This is a genomic window from Pseudenterobacter timonensis (assembly GCF_900021175.1).
Taxonomy (GTDB): Bacteria; Pseudomonadota; Gammaproteobacteria; order Enterobacterales; family Enterobacteriaceae; genus Enterobacter; species Enterobacter timonensis.
The window spans coordinates 848,179-869,350 of sequence record NZ_FCOP01000011.1; the positions used below are offsets into that span (position 1 = coordinate 848,179).

17 protein-coding genes and 1 other annotated feature are annotated in these 21,172 nt (G+C 57.5%); of the genes, 12 read left to right on the plus strand and 5 right to left on the minus strand.

The genetic code is table 11. The annotated features are described in order from the left end of the window. Positions 1-18: 18 nt before the first annotated feature. Positions 19-1,212: a multidrug efflux RND transporter periplasmic adaptor subunit AcrA gene (gene acrA / locus BN3796_RS10285; RefSeq protein ID WP_061708252.1), complete on the minus strand. Its 1,194-nt coding sequence runs from the start codon at positions 1,210-1,212 to the stop codon at positions 19-21. Positions 1,213-1,354: 142 nt separating this feature from the next. Between acrA and acrR the strand changes: the two genes are divergently transcribed. Both acrR and mscK read left to right on the plus strand, forming a co-directional pair. Continuing rightward, entirely contained in the window at positions 1,355-2,011 is a 657-nt protein-coding gene (gene acrR / locus BN3796_RS10290; RefSeq protein ID WP_061708253.1) for a multidrug efflux transporter transcriptional repressor AcrR, read from the plus strand. Positions 2,012-2,111: 100 nt separating this feature from the next. Continuing rightward, the gene (mscK, locus tag BN3796_RS10295) at positions 2,112-5,474 is read left to right on the plus strand and encodes a mechanosensitive channel MscK (protein ID WP_148381781.1); all 3,363 of its coding nucleotides are present in this window, start codon (positions 2,112-2,114) and stop codon (positions 5,472-5,474) included. Between the two features lie 54 nt (positions 5,475-5,528). Here the strand turns inward: mscK and rsmS are convergent, their stop codons facing one another. Further along, entirely contained in the window at positions 5,529-5,687 is a 159-nt protein-coding gene (rsmS, locus tag BN3796_RS10300; RefSeq protein WP_061708254.1) for a pleiotropic regulatory protein RsmS, read from the minus strand. A 10-nt stretch (positions 5,688-5,697) separates the two neighbouring features. Continuing rightward, on the minus strand, positions 5,698-6,225 hold the full coding sequence (priC, locus tag BN3796_RS10305; protein WP_061708255.1) for a primosomal replication protein N'': 528 nt from the start codon (positions 6,223-6,225) through the stop codon (positions 5,698-5,700). Positions 6,226-6,275: 50 nt separating this feature from the next. Between priC and BN3796_RS10310 the strand changes: the two genes are divergently transcribed. From BN3796_RS10310 to BN3796_RS10350, 9 genes are all read left to right on the plus strand, one after another. Then, a complete protein-coding gene (locus tag BN3796_RS10310; RefSeq protein WP_061708256.1) occupies positions 6,276-6,653 on the plus strand; it encodes a DUF454 family protein in 378 nt (125 codons plus the stop codon). A 153-nt stretch (positions 6,654-6,806) separates the two neighbouring features. Continuing rightward, positions 6,807-7,358 carry an adenine phosphoribosyltransferase gene (gene apt, locus BN3796_RS10315; protein ID WP_061708257.1) on the plus strand — a complete coding sequence of 184 codons (552 nt, stop codon included), beginning with the start codon at positions 6,807-6,809 and terminating at the stop codon, positions 7,356-7,358. A gap of 88 nt (positions 7,359-7,446) precedes the next feature. Continuing rightward, a complete protein-coding gene (gene dnaX / locus BN3796_RS10320) occupies positions 7,447-9,366 on the plus strand; it encodes a DNA polymerase III subunit gamma/tau (protein ID WP_061708258.1) in 1,920 nt (639 codons plus the stop codon). Then, positions 8,696-8,760, plus strand: a sequence feature (DnaX frameshifting element). It overlaps the preceding gene by 65 nt. 53 nt (positions 9,367-9,419) lie before the next feature. Beyond that, positions 9,420-9,752: a YbaB/EbfC family nucleoid-associated protein gene (locus BN3796_RS10325; protein ID WP_004386900.1), complete on the plus strand. Its 333-nt coding sequence runs from the start codon at positions 9,420-9,422 to the stop codon at positions 9,750-9,752. Next, positions 9,752-10,357 carry a recombination mediator RecR gene (gene recR, locus BN3796_RS10330; protein WP_061708259.1) on the plus strand — a complete coding sequence of 202 codons (606 nt, stop codon included), beginning with the start codon at positions 9,752-9,754 and terminating at the stop codon, positions 10,355-10,357. The genes BN3796_RS10325 and recR overlap by 1 nt, the downstream gene beginning before the upstream one ends. Before the next feature lie 111 nt (positions 10,358-10,468). Beyond that, on the plus strand, positions 10,469-12,343 hold the full coding sequence (gene htpG / locus BN3796_RS10335; protein ID WP_061708260.1) for a molecular chaperone HtpG: 1,875 nt from the start codon (positions 10,469-10,471) through the stop codon (positions 12,341-12,343). Positions 12,344-12,604: 261 nt separating this feature from the next. Beyond that, a complete protein-coding gene (gene adk / locus BN3796_RS10340; RefSeq protein ID WP_014069168.1) occupies positions 12,605-13,249 on the plus strand; it encodes an adenylate kinase in 645 nt (214 codons plus the stop codon). 124 nt (positions 13,250-13,373) lie between these two features. After that, positions 13,374-14,336 carry a ferrochelatase gene (hemH, locus tag BN3796_RS10345; protein ID WP_061708261.1) on the plus strand — a complete coding sequence of 321 codons (963 nt, stop codon included), beginning with the start codon at positions 13,374-13,376 and terminating at the stop codon, positions 14,334-14,336. A gap of 62 nt (positions 14,337-14,398) precedes the next feature. After that, positions 14,399-15,703: an inosine/guanosine kinase gene (locus BN3796_RS10350; RefSeq protein WP_061708262.1), complete on the plus strand. Its 1,305-nt coding sequence runs from the start codon at positions 14,399-14,401 to the stop codon at positions 15,701-15,703. Between the two features lie 441 nt (positions 15,704-16,144). On the opposite strand, the gene ybaL is transcribed toward BN3796_RS10350, so the two are convergent. Together ybaL and BN3796_RS10360 are read right to left on the minus strand one after the other, a co-directional pair. After that, positions 16,145-17,821 (minus strand): YbaL family putative K(+) efflux transporter, encoded by a 1,677-nt coding sequence (ybaL, locus tag BN3796_RS10355; RefSeq protein WP_061708263.1) that lies wholly within the window; start codon positions 17,819-17,821, stop codon positions 16,145-16,147. A gap of 232 nt (positions 17,822-18,053) precedes the next feature. Next, complete coding sequence (locus tag BN3796_RS10360; protein ID WP_061708264.1) at positions 18,054-19,259, minus strand: MFS transporter; 1,206 nt, start codon at positions 19,257-19,259, stop codon at positions 18,054-18,056. Between the two features lie 163 nt (positions 19,260-19,422). Here BN3796_RS10360 and ushA point away from each other — a divergent pair, with 163 nt between their 5' ends. Then, positions 19,423-21,075, plus strand: a complete 1,653-nt coding sequence (gene ushA / locus BN3796_RS10365; RefSeq protein WP_061708265.1) for a bifunctional UDP-sugar hydrolase/5'-nucleotidase UshA — start codon at positions 19,423-19,425, stop codon at positions 21,073-21,075. Positions 21,076-21,172: the final 97 nt, after the last annotated feature.

Sequence of the window (21,172 nt, forward strand, 5' to 3'; positions counted from 1 at the left end):
TAACGGCTCCTGTTTAAGTTAAGACTGAGGTTGTTCTGACTGTCCACCGGCTGCAGCTTGCTGGTTATTGTCAGACTTCACTTCCTGCGCTTTCACCTGCGCCCCAGGACGGACTTTTTGTAAACCGGTCACAATTACGCGATCGCCTTCCTTCAGGCCTTTCGTTACCAGCCATTTGTCGCCAATGGCCTGCGTCGCGGTAATGGCGCGGGTTTCGACTTTATTGTCGGCCCCCACTACCAGCGCGCTCGCGTCGCCGCGCGGCGTACGGGTCACACCCTGTTGCGGCACCAGCAGCGCATTCGGGTTAGTCCCCTCTTCCAGACGGGCGCGGACGAACATACCCGGCAGCAGCGTATGATCAGGGTTAGGGAAAATCGCGCGCAGGGTGATAGAGCCAGTGGTCTGATCGACGGTTACGTCGGAGAACTCCAGCGTCCCTTCCTGAGGAAACTTATTGCCGTCGTTGGTCACCAGTTCCACTTTCGCTTTGCCGTTTTCCTGCTTCAGCGTGCCGTTTGCCAGCTCCTGCTGTAAACGCATGAAATCGTTGCTCGACTGGGTGACATCTACATAGATAGGATCGAGCTGCTGTACGGTGGCCAGCGCGGTGCTCTGGCCGTTCTGCACCAGCGCCCCTTCGGTCACATTAGATTTACCGATACGTCCGCTGATAGGAGAGGTCACTTTGGTGTAGGCGAGGTTAATACGTGCCGTTTCAACCGCCGCTTTGGCCGCCACGACCGCCGCGCTGGTCTGCTGGGCGTCTGCCAGCGCAGTATCATAATCCTGTTGGCTGATGTACTGCGTGCCGAGCAGTTTCTTATAGCGATTGAGCGTTACCTGGGAGATCTTGGCGGCCGCTTCTGCTTTCGCCAGATCGCCTTTCGCGCTCTCATACGAGGCCTGATAGGTCGCCGGATCAATCTGATACAGAGATTCACCCGCCTTCACATCACCGCCTTCGGTGAAGTTACGTTTCAGGATGATGCCGCTCACCTGAGGACGAACTTCCGCCACGCGATAGGCGCTGGTACGGCCAGGGAGTTCCGTTGTGATCTGAAGAGGTCCGCTCTTGAGCGTCACGACGCCCACTTCGGGCACCTGCTGAGCTCCTTGTTGAGCCTGTTTCTCATCACATCCTGTAAGCGCTAAGCCGCCTGAGAGCATCAGAACGATCGCCAGAGGCGTTAACCCTCTGTTTTTGTTCATAAGTAAACCTCGAGTGTCCGATTTCAAATTGATCAATGGATCAAAAGTCCGCAAACCCATTGCTGCGTTTATATTATCGTCGTGCTATGGTACATACATTCATAAATGTATGTAAATCTGACGCCTGTAAATTCATTGACCTATGGCACGAAAAACCAAACAACAAGCGCGTGAAACACGTCAGCATATCCTGAACGTCGCGATGCGTTTGTTCTCGCAGCAGGGTGTCTCTTCTACCTCCCTGGCGCAAATCGCGCAGGCCGCTGGCGTTACCCGGGGCGCGATTTACTGGCATTTCAAAAACAAGTCAGATCTGTTAAGTGAAATTTGGGCGCTGTCAGAATCCAGTATTGGCGATCTTGAATCAGAGTATCGGGCAAAATTCCCCGGCGATCCACTCTCCGTGTTAAGAGAAATTCTCGTCTATGTGCTTGAGGCGACGGTCCTCGAGGAGCGGCGCCGTTTGCTGATGGAAATCATCTACCATAAATGTGAGTTTGTCGGCGAAATGGCGGCGGCGCAAGAGGCCCAGCGCAGTATGTGCCTGGAAAGTTACGACCGCATTGAACAGGCGCTTAACCAGTGTAAAGAGTCAAATATGCTGCCCGCGGATCTGCTGACGCGTCGGGCCGCGGTGCTGATCCGCAGCTATATCTCCGGGTTGATGGAAAACTGGCTGCTGGCGCCGCACTCCTTCGACCTCAAAAGCGAAGCCCGCAGCTACGTCGCCATCCTGCTTGAGATGTGCCAGTATTGTCCCACGCTTCGCGATCGGGGTGCTCTCGCTTTAGAAGCGTAGCCAGGAATTATCTGCAGGTACATGTTCACGCTATTCTGCTTCAGGCTGGCGTGATATTCTTCGCGCCGGACTATTTTCGGTCATCTTTCAGATCGCTTTCATGACTATGCTGCACTACACTCGCTCGCAACAGCCTGTTTTGGCTTTAGTTTTTACTTTCATACTGTTTCTGTTTTCTGCTCAGGACGCTTTTGCCCGTGCGGAGAATAACAGCGATACCCCGACCCGCGCGGATATCCAGTCCCAGCTGGATACGCTCAATAAACAGAAGGATCTCTCCGCTCAGGATAAGCTGGTTCAGGCCGATCTGACCGAGACGCTGGAAACGCTCGATAAAATCGAACGCGTTAAAACCGAAACCACCCAGCTTCGCCAGAGGGTGGCCGATGCGCCGGAGCAGATGCGCAAGGCGATGGCCTCGCTCAACGCCCTGAGCGATGTGGATAACGATGACGAAACGCGTAAAACGCTGGCGACGCTCTCCCTGCGCCAGCTAGAAGCCCGCGTGACGCAGCTGCTGGACGATCTGCAGAGCGCCCAGAGCGATCTCTCCACCTACAACAGCCAGCTGGTTTCTCTCCAGACGCAGCCAGAGCGTGTGCAAAATGCCATGTATAGCGCGTCGCAGCAGCTGCAGCAGCTGCGTAACCGTCTGAACGGCACCGCCTCCGGCGAGGGGGCTCTGCGACCCACGCAGCAGACGCTATTGCAGGTACAACAGACCCTGCTAAACGCGCAGATCGACCAGCAGCGAAAGAGTCTTGAAGGCAACACCGTATTGCAGGATACCCTGCAAAAGCAGCGGGACTACGTCACAGCGCATATCAACCGTCTGGAGCATCAGCTTCAGCTGCTGCAGGAGGCGGTCAGCAGCAAACGTCTCACCCTGACGGAAAAAACCGCGCAGGAGGCTATTTCGCCGGATGAGACGGCGCGTATCCAGGCCAACCCCCTGGTGAAACAGGAGCTGGATATCAACCATCAGCTCAGCGAGCGGCTAATCCAGGCGACCGAAAATGGCAGTCTGCTGGTTCAGCAAAACATCAAGGTGAAAAACTGGCTCGACCGCGCGCTGCAGGCCGAACGCAATATTAAAGAGCAAATTTCAGTGCTGAAGGGGAGTCTGTTGCTTTCGCGCATCCTCTACCAGCAGCAGCAGACGCTCCCTTCGGCGGATGAGCTGGAGGATATGACCAACCGCATCGCCGACCTGCGTCTGGAACAATTTAACGTTAATCAGCAGCGCGATGAGCTGTTCCAGAGCGACGCCTTCGTGGCGAAGCTGGAAGAGGGGCACAGCAGCGAAATCAACGACGACGTTCATGACGCCCTGTTGCAGGTGGTAGATATGCGCCGCGAACTGCTGGATCAGATGAATAAACAGCTGGGTAATCAGCTGATGATGGCCATCAACCTGCAGATTAACCAGCAGCAGCTGGTCAGCGTCTCGAAAAGTCTGCAGGAGATCCTCACTCAGCAGATTTTCTGGGTGAACAGCAATAAACCGATGGACTGGGACTGGCTTAAATCGTTCCCGGCGGCGCTGAAAGCACAGGTTAGCGGTATGAAGATCACCGTTAACTGGGAAAAAGCGTGGCCTGCGGTGGTCATCGCTTTTCTTGCCGGCCTGCCGCTGCTGCTTATCGCAGGGCTGATCCGCTGGCGTCTGAAATGGCTGAAACAGTACCAGGCGAAGCTCGCCTCTGAAGTTGGACAGCTGCGTAGCGACAGCCAGCTCCACACCCCGAAAGCAATTCTTATCGATCTGGTCCGTGCGCTGCCGGTTTGTCTGCTGATTCTGGCCGTGGGCCTGATTTTGCTGACGATGCAGCTGAATATCAGCGATCTGCTCTGGGCTTTCAGCAAAAAGCTGGCGCTCTTCTGGCTGGTGTTTGGCCTCTGCTGGAAGGTGCTGGAAAAAGAGGGCGTGGCGGTACGTCACTTCGGCATGCCTGAGCAACTGACCAGCCACTGGCGCCGTCAGATCGTACGCATCAGCCTGGCGCTGCTGCCGCTTCATTTCTGGTCGGTCGTGTCGGAACTCTCCCCGCTGCATCTGATGGACGATGTGCTGGGGCAGTTTGTTATTCTGCTGAACCTGCTGCTGATTGCGGTATTAATGTGGCCGATGCTGCGCGACAGCTGGCGCGATAAAGAGTCGCACACCTTTCGCCTGATTACCGTGACCGTTCTGTCGCTCATCCCGGTGGCGCTGATGGTGCTGACGGCGACGGGCTACTTCTACACCACGTTGCGTCTCTCCGGACGCTGGATCGAAACGGTCTACCTGGTGATTTTCTGGAACCTGCTTTATCAGACGGTATTGCGCGGTCTGAGCGTGGCCGCCCGCCGCATTGCCTACCGCCGCGCGCTGGCGCGCCGTCAGCATCTGGTGAAAGAGGGGGCGGAAGGGGCAGAGCCTCAGGAGGAGCCGACCATTGCGCTGGAGCAGGTGAACCAGCAGACGCTGCGTATCACCATGCTGGTGATGGTCTCCCTCTTTGCCGTGCTCTTCTGGGCAATCTGGTCAGATCTGATTACCGTCTTTGCCTATCTCGACAGCATTACCCTCTGGCACTACAGCGGCACCGAGGCGGGCGCAGCGGTGACGAAAAGCGTCACCATGGGCAGCCTGCTGTTCGCCCTCATCGCCTCGATGGTGGCCTGGGCATTGATCCGCAACCTGCCGGGCCTGCTGGAGGTGTTAATTCTTTCGCGCCTCAAGCTGCGTCAGGGGGCCTCGTATGCCATTACCACCATCCTGAACTACGTCATTATTATCGTCGGGGCGATGACGGTCTTTGGTTCGCTGGGCGTCTCCTGGGATAAGCTGCAGTGGCTGGCGGCGGCGCTGTCGGTCGGTCTTGGTTTTGGTTTGCAGGAGATCTTCGGTAACTTCGTCTCCGGCCTTATCATCCTCTTTGAGCGCCCGGTGCGTATCGGGGATACGGTGACCATCGGCACCTTCTCCGGGACGGTCAGCAAGATCCGTATTCGCGCCACCACCATTACCGATTTCGATCGTAAAGAGGTGATCATCCCCAACAAGGCCTTCGTGACCGAGCGGCTGATCAACTGGTCGCTCTCCGATACCGTCACCCGCGTGGTGATCCGCGTCGGGGTTGCCTATGGCTCCGATCTGGATAAGGTGAGAGATGTGCTGCTGCAGGCGGCGATGGAACATCCCAAGGTCATGCACGATCCTGAACCGGCGGTATTCTTCACCACCTTTGGGCCAAGCACGCTGGATCATGAGCTGCGTTTATACGTGCGCGAACTGCGCGACCGCAGCTACGCGGTGGATGAGCTGAACCGGGCAATCGACCGTCTGTGTCGTGAAAACGGGATCAACATCGCCTTTAACCAGCTTGAGGTGCATCTGCACAATAATAAGGGCGAAGAGCATACGGAAGTGAAGCGCTCCCTGCAGGGACAGGATCCGCAACCTGATTTTCTTTCTTAAAGAGAGACCAAACGGGGACGTTTTACAGCCGTCCCCGTCTTCCTCCTCTCCCTTTCAGGGAGAGGGCAGGGGGGAGGGTAACTTCCCCTCGAAATCCCGTCTGACAATCTCCAGCGCCTTCAGCACCGTCTCTGCCGGAATGGCGTGATTCTCCAGCAGCATAATCAAATCCACGGCCAGTTTAACCTCGTCAGGGGCGTTCTCCAGCGACATACGATCTCCTCTAGCGTGTCAGGCGTTCAATAACGCGTTCGATCTTATCCAGCGCCTGGCGGCAGCGGCTCAGACGGCCCTCCAGCAGAGTGACCTCCCGTAGCAGGCGCTGCTGCGCCTCCAGCGTGTCGGCGGTGCGCAGATTCGCTTCCCGGGCTTGCTTCATCCCGAACAGCCGCTGCTCATACTCCTGGTGCTGCAGCCGTTTTCGCTGCCACTTTTCCAGCGCGGGCGAGGCGCTATCCCAGACGCGCAGGGGCCAGGCGGTAATCTCCTGGTGCAGGGCGGCGATCTGCTCGCCCAGATGTTCCGCCAGCCAGATAACCTGCTCCCGACGATCGTGGCTGACGGCGTGGCGCAACGCCTCCAGGTTCTCCTGCGCCTCATCAAGGTAATCTTCCATCCGCGTGCTGCGGGTGCGAAAGCGTTGCCGGTCAAAGCGGGGCTTCAGCGTCGCGTGCTGCATCAGCGGCGATGCCTGCGCGCGCAGCGACGTAAGCTGATTTTGCAGCGTCTCTAAAAGCAGGGCTGTTTTCAAGGCGCTCTCCAGTGGTACAGTAGCCGTTCAGTTTGATAACGATTCGCATTATGCAGCGTACTATTTTAATCATCATTGGCTGGCTCGCGGTAGTGCTTGGCACGCTTGGGGTGGTTTTACCTCTGTTACCGACTACGCCCTTTATTCTGCTGGCAGCCTGGTGCTTTGCCCGCTCCTCGCCACGATTTCACCACTGGCTGCTTTACCGCTCCTGGTTCGGCGGCTATCTGCGTCACTGGCAAAAACACCGGGCGATGCCGCCGGGGGCGAAACCGCGCGCCGTGGCGGTGATCCTGATTACCTTCGCTATCTCCCTGTGGCTGGTGAAGATCCTGTGGGTGCGGATCATGCTGCTGGCGATCCTCAGCTGTCTGTTGATCTTTATGTGGCGGATCCCGGTCGTCGATGAAACGCAACAAAAGCACTGAAGCCTCATAATCGCTGTTGCAATTCTCGCGTACAGCCAGTAAATTCGAGCGTTTTCGAGCACAGGCGCGCCTGGTCAAAGGTTATACGATTGTAACGTTGGCCCTGGTTTTTGCGCGCCCTGAGTAACACCGTTTCCAATCAGGCATACATTTATGACCGCAACTGCGCAGCAGCTTGAATTTCTTAAAAACAGCATCAAAAGCATCCAGGATTATCCTAAGCCTGGCATTCTTTTCCGTGATGTCACCAGCTTGCTGGAAGACCCGAAAGCGTACGCGCTCAGCATTGAACTTCTGGTGGAGCGTTATAAAAACGCCGGAATCACGAAAGTCGTTGGTACCGAAGCGCGTGGCTTCCTGTTTGGCGCCCCGGTTGCGCTGGCGCTGGGCGTTGGCTTTGTGCCGGTGCGTAAGCCGCGTAAACTGCCGCGTGAAACCATCGCGGAAAGCTACGAACTGGAGTACGGCACCGATCAGCTGGAGATCCACGCTGACGCCATCAAGCCGGGCGATAAGGTCCTGGTTGTGGACGATCTGCTGGCGACCGGCGGTACCATCGAAGCGACCGTTAAGCTTATCCGTCGTCTGAATGGCGAAGTCTCCGACGCGGCGTTCATCATTAATCTGTTCGATCTGGGCGGCGAACAGCGCCTGGAGAAACAGGGCATTACCAGCTACAGCCTCGTCTCATTCCCGGGCCACTGATCCCGAACGTCACAGCCTCGCCCAAAGGGTGAGGTTGTGATAGCATTCCCCCTCATACATCCACCTTCCAGCGTTGCAGAGCCTGCCCATGAGTTATCAGGTGTTAGCCCGAAAATGGCGACCCCAAACCTTTGCTGACGTTGTCGGCCAGGAACATGTGCTGACCGCCCTGGCGAACGGTTTATCGCTAGGACGTATTCACCACGCGTACCTTTTTTCCGGCACGCGCGGCGTCGGTAAAACCTCGATTGCCCGCCTGCTGGCGAAAGGACTGAACTGCGAAACCGGCATCACCGCCACCCCCTGCGGCGTGTGCGATAACTGCCGTGAAATTGAACAGGGGCGTTTTGTCGATCTGATTGAGATCGATGCCGCCTCGCGCACGAAGGTTGAAGATACCCGCGATCTGCTGGACAACGTGCAGTATGCTCCGGCGCGTGGCCGCTTCAAGGTCTACCTGATCGATGAAGTGCACATGCTGTCGCGCCACAGCTTTAACGCGCTGCTGAAAACGCTGGAAGAGCCGCCCGCGCATGTGAAGTTCCTGCTGGCGACCACCGATCCGCAAAAGCTGCCGGTTACTATTCTGTCGCGCTGCCTGCAGTTCCATCTGAAGGCGCTGGATGTCGATCAGATCCGTAGCCAGCTGGAGCATATTCTTGACGCCGAGAAGATCGACCACGAGCCGCGCGCCCTGCAGCTGCTGGCCCGGGCGGCGGATGGCAGCCTGCGCGATGCGCTGAGCCTCACCGATCAGGCGATTGCCAGCGGCGACGGCAGACTTACCACCCAGGCGGTGAGCACCATGCTCGGCACGCTCGACGACGATCAGGCGCTGTCGCTCATAGAAGCGGTTGTTAACGCCGATGGCGAGCGGGTGATGGCGCTGGTCAACGAGGCCGCCTCCCGCGGCGTCGAGTGGGAAGCCCTGCTGGTGGAGATGCTGGCGCTGCTGCACCGCGTGGCGATGCTTCAGCTTTCACCTGCCGCGATTGGCGCTGACATGGCGGCCATTGAACAGCGCATGCGTGAGCTGGCCCGCACCGTTCCGCCGGGCGACGTGCAGCTTTACTACCAGACGCTGCTGATTGGCCGCAAAGAGCTGCCGTTTGCGCCGGACAGGCGCATGGGGATCGAAATGACCCTGTTGCGCGCGCTGGCGTTTCATCCGCGCAAGCCGCTGCCGGAGCCTGAGGGGCCCCGGCAATCTTTCGCTCCCGTCGCACCCACCGCGGTGATGACGCCGACGCAGGTTCCGCCGCAGCCGACGCCGCAAAACGTGCCGCTGTCGGATGTCACCAGTTCGGTGCTTGCCGCCCGCAGCCAGCTGCAGCGCGCGCAGGGAGCAACCAAACCAAAAAAGAGTGAACCGGCAGCGCCAGGCAGAGCGCGGCCGGTTAACAACGCCGCGCTTGAACGACTGGCTTCGGTAACGGAGCGCGTTCAGTCGCGTCCCGCGCCGTCCGCGCTTGAGCAAAAAGCCCCGGCGAAGAAAGAGGCTTACCGCTGGAAGGCGACCACGATTACCGAAGAGGTGAAAGTCGAGGTCGCCACGCCGAAGGCGCTTAAAAAAGCGCTGGAGCATGAGAAAACGCCGGAGCTGGCGGCCAAACTGGCCCAGGAAGCGCTGCTGCGCGATCCGTGGGCTGCCGAGGTGAATCAGCTCCAGCTGCCGAAGCTGGTGGAGCAGGTGGCGCTGAACGCCTGGAAAGAGCAGGAGGGGAACCAGATCCGCCTGCACCTGAGGCCGACTCAGCGGCACCTTAACTCCCCGGCTGCGCAAAAGGCGCTGGCTGAGGCGCTCGCCACATTACAGGGCGTACCGGTTGAATTGACTATCATTGAAGATGATAATCCGGCGGTGCGCACGCCTCTGGAGTGGCGTCAGGCCATTTATGAAGAGAAACTCGCGCAGGCGCGCGAGGCGATTATTGCGGATAACAATATTCAGACCCTGCGCCGCTTTTTCGACGCGGAGCTGGATGAAGAGAGTATTCGCCCCCTTTGATCGTAAGCCTGGCTTACGGTTGTACTATTGACTTTGACGTGAGAGATAAGCCTATGTTCGGTGGTAAAGGCGGTCTGGGTAACCTGATGAAGCAGGCCCAGCAGATGCAGGAAAAAATGCAGAAGATGCAGGAAGAAATCGCTCAGCTGGAAGTAACGGGCGAATCGGGCGCAGGCCTGGTCAAAGTGACTATCAACGGCGCGCATAACTGCCGTCGCGTCGAGATCGACCCTTCTCTGCTCGAAGATGACAAAGAGATGCTGGAAGATCTGGTCGCTGCGGCCTTCAACGACGCGGCGCGCCGTATCGAAGAGACCCAGAAAGAGAAAATGGCTTCCGTCTCTTCCGGTATGCAGCTGCCGCCGGGCTTCAAGATGCCGTTCTGATGCAGACCAGTCCGCTGCTCACGCAGCTTATGGAAGCCCTGCGCTGTCTGCCGGGCGTTGGCCCAAAGTCGGCGCAGCGTATGGCGTTTACGCTCCTGCAGCGCGACCGCAGCGGCGGAATGCGCCTGGCGCAGGCGTTGACCCGCGCCATGTCGGAAATTGGTCATTGTGCGGACTGCCGTACCTTCACCGAGCAGGAGGTCTGTAACATCTGCTCCAATCCGCGCCGTCAGGAAAACGGCCAGATTTGCGTGGTGGAGAGTCCGGCAGATATCTATGCCATCGAGCAGACCGGCCAGTTTTCAGGACGTTACTTCGTGCTGATGGGCCATCTCTCGCCGCTGGACGGAATCGGCCCGCACGATATCGGTCTCGACAGGCTCGAACAGCGGCTTGAGTCCGAAACCATCAAAGAGGTGATCCTCGCCACCAACCCCACGGTGGAAGGCGAAGCGACGGCGAACTACATCGCCGAGCTGTGCGGGCAGTATGGCGTCGACGCCAGCCGCATCGCCCACGGCGTGCCGGTGGGCGGCGAGCTGGAGATGGTCGACGGCACTACGCTTTCGCACTCTCTGGCTGGTCGTCACAAGATTACTTTTTAATCAAACGGAGGCGGCGCTGGCTGCCTCCGCTTGAAATTCTCCCTCGCTATCCCCATCTCAGACCCAACGTTTTTTAAACCCCATTAAATGGCATTGTTGAGGTCGACTTACATGAAAGGACAAGAAACCCGTGGTTTCCAGTCAGAAGTAAAACAGCTTCTGCATCTGATGATCCATTCTCTTTATTCCAACAAAGAAATCTTCCTGCGTGAGCTTATCTCCAACGCCTCCGATGCGGCGGACAAGCTGCGTTTCCGCGCGCTGTCCAACCCGGATCTGTACGAGGGCGACGGCGAGCTGCGCGTGCGCGTCTCCTTTGATAAAGAGAAACGCACTCTGACCATCGCCGACAACGGTATCGGCATGAACCGCGACGAGGTGATCGACCATCTCGGTACCATCGCCAAATCCGGCACCAAAGCCTTCCTGGAGTCGATGGGCTCTGACCAGGCGAAAGACAGCCAGCTGATCGGCCAGTTCGGCGTTGGCTTCTACTCGGCGTTTATCGTGGCGGATAAAGTGACCGTCCGCACCCGCGCGGCGGGCGACAGCGCCGAAAACGGCGTCTTCTGGGAATCCCAGGGCGAGGGCGAGTACACCGTCGCAGATATCACGAAAGAAGATCGCGGCACCGAGATCACCCTGCATCTGCGCGAAGGCGAGGATGATTTCCTCAACGACTGGCGCGTACGCTCCATTATCAGCAAATATTCCGATCACATCGCGCTGCCGGTAGAAGTTGAGAAACAGGAAGAAAAAGATGGCGAAACCGTCATCTCCTGGGAGAAGATCAACAAGGCGCAGGCGCTGTGGACCCGCAACAAGTCGGAAATCAAAGAGGACGAGTACAACGAGTTTTATAAGCACATCGCCCACGATTTCACCGATCCGCTGACCTGGAGTCACAACCGCGTGGAAGGGAAGCAGGAGTACACCAGCCTGCTCTATATTCCTTCCCAGGCGCCGTGGGATATGTGGAACCGCGATCACAAGCACGGCCTGAAGCTGTACGTGCAGCGCGTCTTTATCATGGACGACGCCGAGCAGTTTATGCCGAACTACCTGCGCTTCGTGCGTGGCCTGATCGACTCCAACGATCTGCCGCTGAACGTCTCCCGTGAAATTCTGCAGGACAGCACCGTCACCCGTAACCTGCGTAACGCCCTGACCAAACGCGCGCTGCAGATGCTGGACAAGCTGGCGAAAGATGATGCGGAAAAATATCAGACCTTCTGGCAACAGTTTGGCCTGGTGCTGAAAGAAGGCCCGGCGGAAGATCCGTCCAACCAGGAAGCGATCGCGAAGCTGCTGCGCTTTGCCTCCACCCACACCGACTCCTCCGCGCAGACCGTCTCTCTGGAAGAGTATGTCTCTCGCATGAAGGAAGGGCAGGAGAAGATCTACTACATCACCGCCGACAGCTACGCCGCGGCGAAGAGCAGCCCGCACCTGGAGCTGCTGCGTAAGAAAGGCATCGAAGTACTGCTGCTTTCCGATCGCATCGACGAGTGGATGATGAACTACCTGACCGAGTTCGACGGCAAGGCGTTCCAGTCTGTCGCCAAGGCAGATGAGTCTATCGAGAAGCTGGCGGATGAAGTGGACGAAAGCGCAAAAGAGGCCGAGAAGGCGCTGGAGCCGTTCGTGGAGCGTGTGAAAACCCTGCTGGGCGACCGCGTGAAAGAGGTGCGCTTTACTCACCGTCTGACCGATACCCCGGCGATTGTCACCACCGATGCGGACGAAATGAGCACCCAGATGGCGAAGCTGTTCGCCGCAGCGGGCCAGACCGTGCCGGAAGTGAAATATATCTTTGAGCTGAACCCGGATCACCCGCTGGTGAAACGCGCGGCAGAGACCCAGGACGAAGCACGTTTCGCCGAGTGGGTTGAACTGCTGCTGGATCAGTCTCTGCTGGCCGAGCGCGGCACGCTGGAAGATCCTAACCTTTTCATTAAACGTGTGAATGCGCTGCTGCTGGCGTAATTAAACACCTGCCCCTTGCCCTGCTCTCTCCCCAAAGGGGAGAGGGTGTTCAAGTTCTCTTTTCCCTTTGGAGAGGGGGTGTTCAAGTTCCCTCTCCCCTTTGGGGAGAGGGTTAGGGTGAGGGGAAACCCTTGCACTATCCCAAATAATCTCCCCGCATTAACCGTTTCAGCCTTCCCGCCTTCCTTGAGCGATCCCCGTTCTGGTGGTATTGTTTAGCGCTTTTGAAAAATTGAAACGACATTTGAGGGGATTTTCGCAATGCGTATTATTCTGCTTGGCGCTCCGGGCGCGGGTAAAGGAACTCAGGCTCAGTTCATCATGGAGAAATACGGTATTCCGCAAATCTCCACCGGCGACATGCTGCGCGCCGCGGTGAAATCTGGCTCAGAGCTGGGCAAACAGGCGAAAGATATCATGGACGCGGGCAAACTGGTGACTGATGAACTGGTTATCGCCCTGGTGAAAGAGCGCATCGCGCAGGAAGATTGCCGCAATGGTTTCCTGCTGGACGGCTTCCCGCGCACCATTCCGCAGGCTGACGCCATGAAAGAAGCGGGCATCAACGTCGACTACGTTCTGGAGTTCGACGTGCCGGACGAGCTGATCGTTGACCGCATCGTGGGTCGTCGCGTACACGCCGCCTCTGGTCGCGTTTACCACATCAAATTCAATCCGCCGAAGGTGGAAGGTAAAGACGACGTGACCGGCGAAGAGCTGACCACCCGTAAAGATGACCAGGAAGAGACCGTGCGTAAGCGTCTGGTGGAATACCATCAGATGACCGCGCCGCTGATCGGCTACTACTCTAAAGAGGCGCAGGCGGGTAACACCAAATACGCAAAAGTCGACGGCACCCAGGCCGTGGCTGACGTACGTGCAGAGCTGGAAAAAATCCTCGGCTAATTGTGCACCTCTCACCCGGTTCTCCGGGTGAGAAAAATTCTCATCTTACCTATTACAGCAATGGGTTTCGTTTAAACGCATTTCCGCTACAATTGACAACCTATCAAATGGTTAAGAGGCGTGAATGAGTCAGGCGAAAACCGGCATCCTGCTTGCCAATCTGGGGACCCCAGAAGCACCTACTCCAGCGGCGGTAAAACGCTACCTGCGACAATTTTTAAGCGACAGGCGCGTCGTGGATACCCCGAGACTCTTATGGTGGCCACTGCTGCGTGGCGTCATTCTGCCGATTCGTTCCCCGCGTGTGGCAAAGCTCTATCAATCCGTCTGGATGGATGAGGGCTCACCGCTGATGGTCTACAGCCGTCGTCAGGAAAAAGCGCTCGCCGAACGCCTGCCGGATATGCCCGTTGCGCTCGGCATGAGCTATGGCAAACCGTCGCTCGAAAGCGCGGTGGACAATCTGCTCTCACAGGGGGTGGATCATATCGTGGTGCTGGCGCTCTACCCGCAGTACTCCTGTTCGACCGTGGCTGCCGTCTGGGACGAGCTGGCGCGCATCCTGGCGACCCGCCGCCGCATTCCAGGAATCACCTTTATCCGCGATTATGCCCAGCATCCGCTTTACATCGCCGCGCTGGCGAACAGCGTCCGGGCCTCCTTTGCGAAGCACGGCGAGCCGGATCTGCTGCTGCTCTCCTACCATGGCATTCCGCAGCGCTACGCGAACGAAGGGGATGACTATCCGCAGCGCTGCCGCGATACCACGCGCGAGCTGGTCTCCGCGCTGGGTCTGCCGCCGGAGAAGGTGATGATGACCTTCCAGTCGCGCTTTGGCCGCGAGCCGTGGCTCACCCCTTACACCGACGACACCCTCAAAATGCTGGGGGAGAAGGGGATAAAACATATTCAGGTGATGTCGCCGGGCTTTTCGGCGGATTGCCTGGAGACGCTGGAGGAGATTGCGGTGCAGAACCGGGAGTTTTTCCTTGAGGCGGGGGGCGAAAAGTATGAGTACATTCCGGCCCTTAACGATGCGCCGGAGCATATCGACATGATGGTTTCGCTGATCGCCAACAGCCGCTGATCGCGCCAGTGAGCGGGAATGTGCTACCATTCCCGCCCCATTTATCATCCGTAGCGCAGACCATGAAATTTCCCGGTAAACGTAAATCCAAACACTATTTCCCCGTTGACGCCCGCGATCCGCTGCTGCAACAGATCCAGCCGGAAAACGAGACCAGCGCCGCCTGGGTGGTGGGCATCGACCAGACGCTGGTGGATATCGAAGCGAAAGTGGACGATGCGTTTGTCGAACGCTACGGCCTGAGCGCCGGACACTCGCTGGTCATTGAAGATGAGGTGGCCGAGGCGCTCTATCAGGAGCTGACGCGCGAAAATCTGATCACCCACCAGTTTGCCGGCGGTACCATCGGCAACACTATGCACAACTATTCGGTGCTGGCGGACGACCGTTCGGTGCTGCTGGGGGTGATGTGCAGCAATATCGATATCGGCGGCTACGCTTACCGCTATCTTTGCAACACTTCCAGCCGGACCGATCTTAACTATCTGCAGGGCGTTGACGGGCCGATTGGCCGCTGCTTTACGCTTATCAGCGACTCCGGCGAGCGAACTTTCGCCATCAGCCCCGGCCACATGAATCAGCTGCGCCCGGAAAGCGTCCCGGAAGCGGTGATCGCAGGCGCCTCGGCGCTGGTGCTGACTTCCTATCTGGTGCGCTGTAAGCCGGGAGAGCCGATGCCGGAAGCGACCATGAAAGCCATCGAGTATGCGAAAAAGTATAACGTGCCGGTGGTGCTGACCCTGGGGACGAAGTTTGTTATCGCTGATAACCCGCAGTGGTGGCAAACGTTTTTAAAAGAGCACGTCTCGATACTGGCGATGAACGAGGAGGAGGCCGAAGCGCTGACCGGCGAAAGCGATCCGCTGCTGGCTTCTGATAAGGCGCTGGACTGGGTCGATCTGGTACTCTGCACCGCCGGACCGGTGGGACTCTATATGGCGGGCTTTACCGAAGAGGAGAGCAAGCGCAAAACCCAGCATCCGCTGCTGCCGGGGGCGATTGCTGAATTTAACCAGTATGAGTTCAGCCGTGCGATGCGTCATAAAGAGTGCGTCAATCCGCTGCGTATCTATTCCCACATCGCCCCTTATATGGGCGGGCCGGAGAAGATCATGAACACCAACGGCGCAGGCGACGGCGCGCTGGCGGCGCTGCTGCACGACATTACCGCTAATGCCTACCATAAGACCAACGTGCCGAACTCCAGCAAACACGCTTTTAACTGGCTGACCTATTCCTCGCTGGCGCAGGTGTGCAAGTATGCGAACCGCGTGAGCTACCAGGTGCTGAACCAGCACTCGCCGCGTCTGACGCGCGGGCTGCCGGAAAGGGAAGATAGCCTGGAAGAGGCGTACTGGGAGCGTTAAGCAAGGCCCCTCACCCTGGCCCTCTCCCCAAAGGGGAGAGGGGACCGATCGTGCGCGATTTTTCACAGCCCGGTCAGGGCGGGTTTCCTTCTCTCCCCAAAGGGGGGAGGAGTGTGGGGCGTTATTGTTTATCTTTGCGGCTGAAACGGGGTGGTTTTCCCCCTCTCCCCTCCTGGGTGAGGGGATCCGATCGACTGTCTTTTCTGCCGTATCTGTTTTCCCCCCTCTCCCCAAAGGGGAGAGGGAATCGATCGTGCTCGATTTTTCACAGACCGGTCAGGGCGGGTTTCCTTCTCTCCCCAAAGGGGGGGAGTGTGGGGCGTTATTGTTTATCTTTGCGGCTGAAACGGGGTGGTTTTCCCCCTCTCCCCTCTGGGGGTGGTTTTCCCCCTCTCCCCTCTGGGGAGAGGGCCGGGGTGAGGGGCCCGCCAGCCTGCGCGCTTATCCCGTCACCGCTTCTTCAGCAGACGGTTTACCCAGCAGCGTCAGCATCGTATTCGCAATCTCGCGCTCGCCCATCACCACCTGATTCGCTCCGCGTTCGGAAATGTACTCCACCTCGTCGTCATAATGCGCGCGGGCGATAATCTCGATATCCGGGCACTTCTCGCGTGCCGAGGCGACAATCTCCCCGGCCTCGTAGCCGTTCGGAATCGTCAGCAGCAGCCAGCGGGCGCAGTCGAGATGCGCCAGATTCATGATCTCTTCATTCGCCGCATTGCCCAGCACCGCCCGAATACCGCGCGCCCGCAGCTCGTCCACCCGGGAGCGGGAGGTTTCGATCACCACCAGGGGGATCCCCTGCGCCATTAGCTTCTCACCCAGCAGGCTACCGACGCGGCCAAAACCGACCAGCAGGGCATGATTACAGATATCCACCGGGATCTGTTTCTCATCTTCCGTCACCTCTTCCAGCGTCTGGTCGTCCAGCGTTTCGGTTTTTTCGAGATATTTTTCCAGCAGGGCAAACAGAATGGGGTTAAGCATAATGGAGAGAATCGCCCCCGCCAGGACAAGGTTCTGCCCGGCCTGCGGCAGCAGATCCAGCGCCATGCCGAGGCCTGCCAGGATAAAGGCAAACTCCCCGATTTGCGCCAGACTCGCGGCAATGGTCAGGGCGGTACGCGGCGAGTGGCCAAAGAGACGCACCAGGAAAAAGGCCGCTGCCGATTTACCGAAGATAATAATGGCCAGCGTTCCCAGCACCGCCAGCGGTTGCTCCACCAGAATCATCGGGTTAAAGAGCATTCCTACCGAGACAAAGAAGAGCACCGCGAAAGCGTCGCGCAGCGGCAGCGTATCGTGCGCCGCACGATGGCTGAGTTCTGACTCGTTCAGCACCATTCCGGCGAAGAAGGCGCCAAGCGCAAAGGAGACATCGAAGAGTTCGACGGCGCCAAACGCGATACCCAGCGCCAGCGCCAGTACGGAGAGGGTGAAAAGCTCCCGGGAGCCGGTCGCCGCGCTGCGCGCCATAATCCACGGCACCAGCCGACGGCCCACGAGCATCATGATGGCGATAAACGCTACCACCTTGCCGATGGTAATGCTCATATCCAGCGCCAGCGTCGCCAGGCCGACGTTCTCTTTTTCAATCATTCCGGCGACGGCGGGCAACAGCACCAGCGTCAGTACCATTACCAGATCTTCTACGATCAGCCAGCCGATGGCGATCTGCCCGCGCTGGCTGTCGATCAACTGTCGCTCTTCAAGCGCGCGCAGCAGCACCACGGTACTGGCGGTAGAGAGACAGAGACCAAAGACGATACCGGTCATCAGCGACCAGTCCAGCAGTGCCGATAGCGCCATCCCCAGCAGCGTCGCCACCACAATCTGGGCGATCGCGCCGGGTATGGCGATAGACTTTACCGCCATCAAATCCTTAAGGGAGAAATGCAGACCCACGCCAAACATCAGCAGAATCACGCCCAATTCCGCCAGTTCTGGCGCCAGTTTGGTATCCGCCACAAAGCCTGGCGTAAAAGGTCCCGCCAGCACACCCGCTAATAAATAACCGACAAGAGGAGAGATTCGAAGCTTATTGGCAATCATGCCAAGGATAAAGGCAAGCACAAGTCCACCAACAATGGTGGTGATAAGCGGTGTGGCGTGGTGCATTCCGTCTCCTTTCGTCAATAAGGTGTTCCATTTTTGGCCAAAACCAAAAGTCCAGATAATAGTTTATGACAAAATGCTTCAGTATGTTTATGAATAATTATTGAAAACTGAATAAAAAGGTCATAAAGCGGTAAAAAAGTCAAAGACGATACGCAGATGCATATCTGCCGGCACAAGGGCTGATGGAGTAAGGGGAGAAGGCGGCTAAAGTTCGACTTTAGCCGCAAGAAAATCAGGCTTTATGCCGGTTATCAGGCAGGAATATGGTCAACATGCCCAGAAGAGGCAGGAAAGCACAGATTTTATAAACTAAAAAGATGCTGGTATGGTCGGCAACGATACCCAGCACCGCCGCGCCCAGGCCGCCCATGCCAAAAGCAAAGCCAAAAAAGAGTCCGGAAACCATGCCGATACGTCCCGGCAGCAGCTCCTGCGCATAGACCAGGATAGCGGAAAAGGCCGATGCCAGGATAAAACCAATGATCGCGGTGAGAATCCCCGTCCATTCCAGTCCCACATAGGGTAAAACAAGGGTGAAAGGCGCGACGCCGAGGATAGAGCCCCAAATCACATATTTTCTTCCAATTTTGTCCCCTACCGGGCCGCCAATCACGGTGCCTGCGGCGACGGCAAAAAGGAAAGCGAAGAGGTGTAGCTGGGCGTTTTGTACCGATAATCCGAATTTTTGCATCAGATAAAAGGTGTAATAGCTGCTGATGCTCGCCATATAGAAATATTTCGAGAAAATCAGCACCAGCAGCACGCAGACCGCCAGCACCACCTTGTTGCGCGGCAGGGGATTGACCACCACCGCCTTCGGTTTGCCTTTATTAACCCGATGCTGAGCGGCGTACCAGCGGCTGATCTGAGCCAGCACCACAATCGCCAGCAGCGCTGCCAGCACAAACCACGCCACGTTGCCTTTGCCGTAGGGGGCAATAATCACCGCCGCCAGCAGCGGGCCGAGCGAACTGCCAAAGTTGCCGCCCACCTGGAAGAGCGATTGCGCCAGGCCGTGTCGGCCGCCGGAGGCCATCCGCGCCACGCGCGATGATTCCGGATGGAATACCGAAGAGCCTGTTCCCACCAGCGCCGCCGCCAGCAACACCATCTCAAAGCTCCCCGCCAGCGCCAGCAGCACCAGACCGCTCAGGGTAAAGCACATCCCAATGGGGAGCGACCAGGGCATGGGATATTTGTCCGTCCAGTAACCCACCACCGGCTGCAACAGCGAAGAGGCGAGCTGGAAGGTGAGGGTGATAAGCCCAATCTGAACGAAGGTTAACGAAAACTCAGACTGCAGTAGCGGATAGATCGCAAGGATGAGCGACTGAATCATATCGTTAAGGAGATGCGAGAGGCTGATCGCCCCTAAAATGCCAAACGCCGTCCGCCCTTTCGGCGGCGCAGCGGGCCGGGAGGTTTCACTGATTGCCATAAATACCACGTATGAAGTTAAACGAATTGCAGGGAGTCATTATTATCCGCCTAACATACCTGTCCGTGAGTTTTGAAGGAAGTCGCAATTCTGAAAACATATTTGTCTATTCTTTTTACTCACTGTAATTTCAGCGTTTGTCTTGAGGTCAGGGAGCGAGAATATGAAGTTAATGAAGCGAGGCGTCGCGCTGGCGCTGGCGGCGGTCTGGGCGTTATCGGCTCTGCCCGCGCAGGCGTATGAGAAAGATAAAACCTATAAAATCACCATCCTCCATACCAACGATCACCATGGCCATTTCTGGCGAAGCGAATATGGCGAATATGGGCTGGCGGCGCAAAAAACGCTGGTGGACTCGATTCGTAAAGAGGTGGCTGCCGGGGGCGGCAGCGTGCTGCTGCTCTCCGGGGGGGATATTAATACCGGCGTGCCGGAGTCCGATCTGCAGGACGCCGAGCCCGATTTCCGCGGGATGAACCTCATTGGCTATGACGCCATGGCCGTCGGCAACCATGAGTTCGATAACCCGTTAACCGTCCTGCGCCAGCAGGAGAAATGGTCAAAATTCCCTTTTCTCTCCGCCAATATTTATCAGAAAAGCACCGGGGAGCGGCTCTTTAAGCCCTGGGCCATCTTCAAGCGACAGGATCTGAAGATTGCGGTAATGGGGCTGACCACTGACGATACGGCAAAGATCGGCAACCCGGAATTTTTTACCGACATCGAATTTCGTAAGCCCGCTGAAGAGGCGAAGCTGGTGATTCAGGAGCTGCAGCAGACCGAAAAGCCGGACATCATTATCGCCGCCACCCATATGGGCCACTACGATAACGGCGAGCATGGCTCTAACGCCGCGGGAGATGTGGAGATGGCGCGCAGCCTGCCCGCAGGCTCACTGGCAATGATCGTTGGCGGTCACTCTCAGGATCCGGTTTGCATGGCCTCTGAAAATAAAAAAGAGGTGGATTATGTGCCGGGTACTCCCTGCGCGCCGGATCGCCAGAATGGTATCTGGATCGTGCAGGCTCACGAGTGGGGCAAATATGTGGGCCGGGCAGATTTTGAATTTCGCAACGGCGAGATGAAACTGGTGCACTATCAGCTGATCCCGGTAAACCTGAAGAAGAAGGTGACCTATCCGGACGGGAAGAGCGAGCGCGTGTTATATACGCCAGAGATCCCGGAAAACGGCCCGATGCTCTCTCTGCTTACGCCGTTCCAGAACAAAGGAAAAGCGCAGCTGAGCGTCAAAATCGGTACCCTTAACGGCCGCCTGGAAGGGGATCGCAGCAAGGTGCGCTTTGTACAGACTAATATGGGCCACCTGATTCTGGCCGCGCAGATGGCGCGCACCAGCGCCGATTTTGCGGTGATGAGCGGCGGTGGCATTCGTGATTCGATTGATGCGGGTGATATCACCTATAAAGATGTACTCAAGGTTCAGCCGTTTGGCAATATCGTGGTCTATGTGGACATGAGTGGCAAAGAGGTGATTGATTACCTCACCGCCGTGGCGCAGATGAAGCCCGATTCTGGCGCCTATCCGCAGTTTGCTAACGTGAGCTTTGTGGCGAAAGAGGGCAAATTGTCCGATCTGAAAATTAAGGGCGAACCGGTCGATCCGGCTAAAACCTACCGTATGGCGACGCTAAGCTTTAATGCCACCGGGGGTGATGGTTACCCGCGTATTGATAATAAACCGGGCTACGTGAATACCGGCTTTATTGATGCCGAGGTACTGAAGCAGTTCATCGAGCAGAACTCGCCTGTGGATGTGAATCAGTACGAACCGAAGGGCGAGGTGAGCTGGCAGTAGCGCCTGTTGTTTTGCCCGGTGGCGCTTCGCTTACCGGACCTGCGGTATCGTGCACTTCTGGAGGCCGGGTAAGGCGTAGCCGCCACCCGGCTTTTAA

Coding starts and splice junctions, on each gene's coding strand:
- BN3796_RS10350 (WP_061708262.1), top strand. CDS start 14,399: ATGAAATTTCCCGGTAAACGTAAATCCAAACACTATTTCCCCGTTGAC.
- BN3796_RS10310 (WP_061708256.1), top strand. CDS start 6,276: ATGCAGCGTACTATTTTAATCATCATTGGCTGGCTCGCGGTAGTGCTT.
- htpG (WP_061708260.1), top strand. CDS start 10,469: ATGAAAGGACAAGAAACCCGTGGTTTCCAGTCAGAAGTAAAACAGCTT.
- apt (WP_061708257.1), top strand. CDS start 6,807: ATGACCGCAACTGCGCAGCAGCTTGAATTTCTTAAAAACAGCATCAAA.
- acrA (WP_061708252.1), bottom strand. CDS start 1,212: ATGAACAAAAACAGAGGGTTAACGCCTCTGGCGATCGTTCTGATGCTC.
- hemH (WP_061708261.1), top strand. CDS start 13,374: ATGAGTCAGGCGAAAACCGGCATCCTGCTTGCCAATCTGGGGACCCCA.
- acrR (WP_061708253.1), top strand. CDS start 1,355: ATGGCACGAAAAACCAAACAACAAGCGCGTGAAACACGTCAGCATATC.
- BN3796_RS10360 (WP_061708264.1), bottom strand. CDS start 19,259: ATGGCAATCAGTGAAACCTCCCGGCCCGCTGCGCCGCCGAAAGGGCGG.
- rsmS (WP_061708254.1), bottom strand. CDS start 5,687: ATGTCGCTGGAGAACGCCCCTGACGAGGTTAAACTGGCCGTGGATTTG.
- recR (WP_061708259.1), top strand. CDS start 9,752: ATGCAGACCAGTCCGCTGCTCACGCAGCTTATGGAAGCCCTGCGCTGT.
- BN3796_RS10325 (WP_004386900.1), top strand. CDS start 9,420: ATGTTCGGTGGTAAAGGCGGTCTGGGTAACCTGATGAAGCAGGCCCAG.
- mscK (WP_148381781.1), top strand. CDS start 2,112: ATGACTATGCTGCACTACACTCGCTCGCAACAGCCTGTTTTGGCTTTA.
- ushA (WP_061708265.1), top strand. CDS start 19,423: ATGAAGTTAATGAAGCGAGGCGTCGCGCTGGCGCTGGCGGCGGTCTGG.
- ybaL (WP_061708263.1), bottom strand. CDS start 17,821: ATGCACCACGCCACACCGCTTATCACCACCATTGTTGGTGGACTTGTG.
- dnaX (WP_061708258.1), top strand. CDS start 7,447: ATGAGTTATCAGGTGTTAGCCCGAAAATGGCGACCCCAAACCTTTGCT.
- adk (WP_014069168.1), top strand. CDS start 12,605: ATGCGTATTATTCTGCTTGGCGCTCCGGGCGCGGGTAAAGGAACTCAG.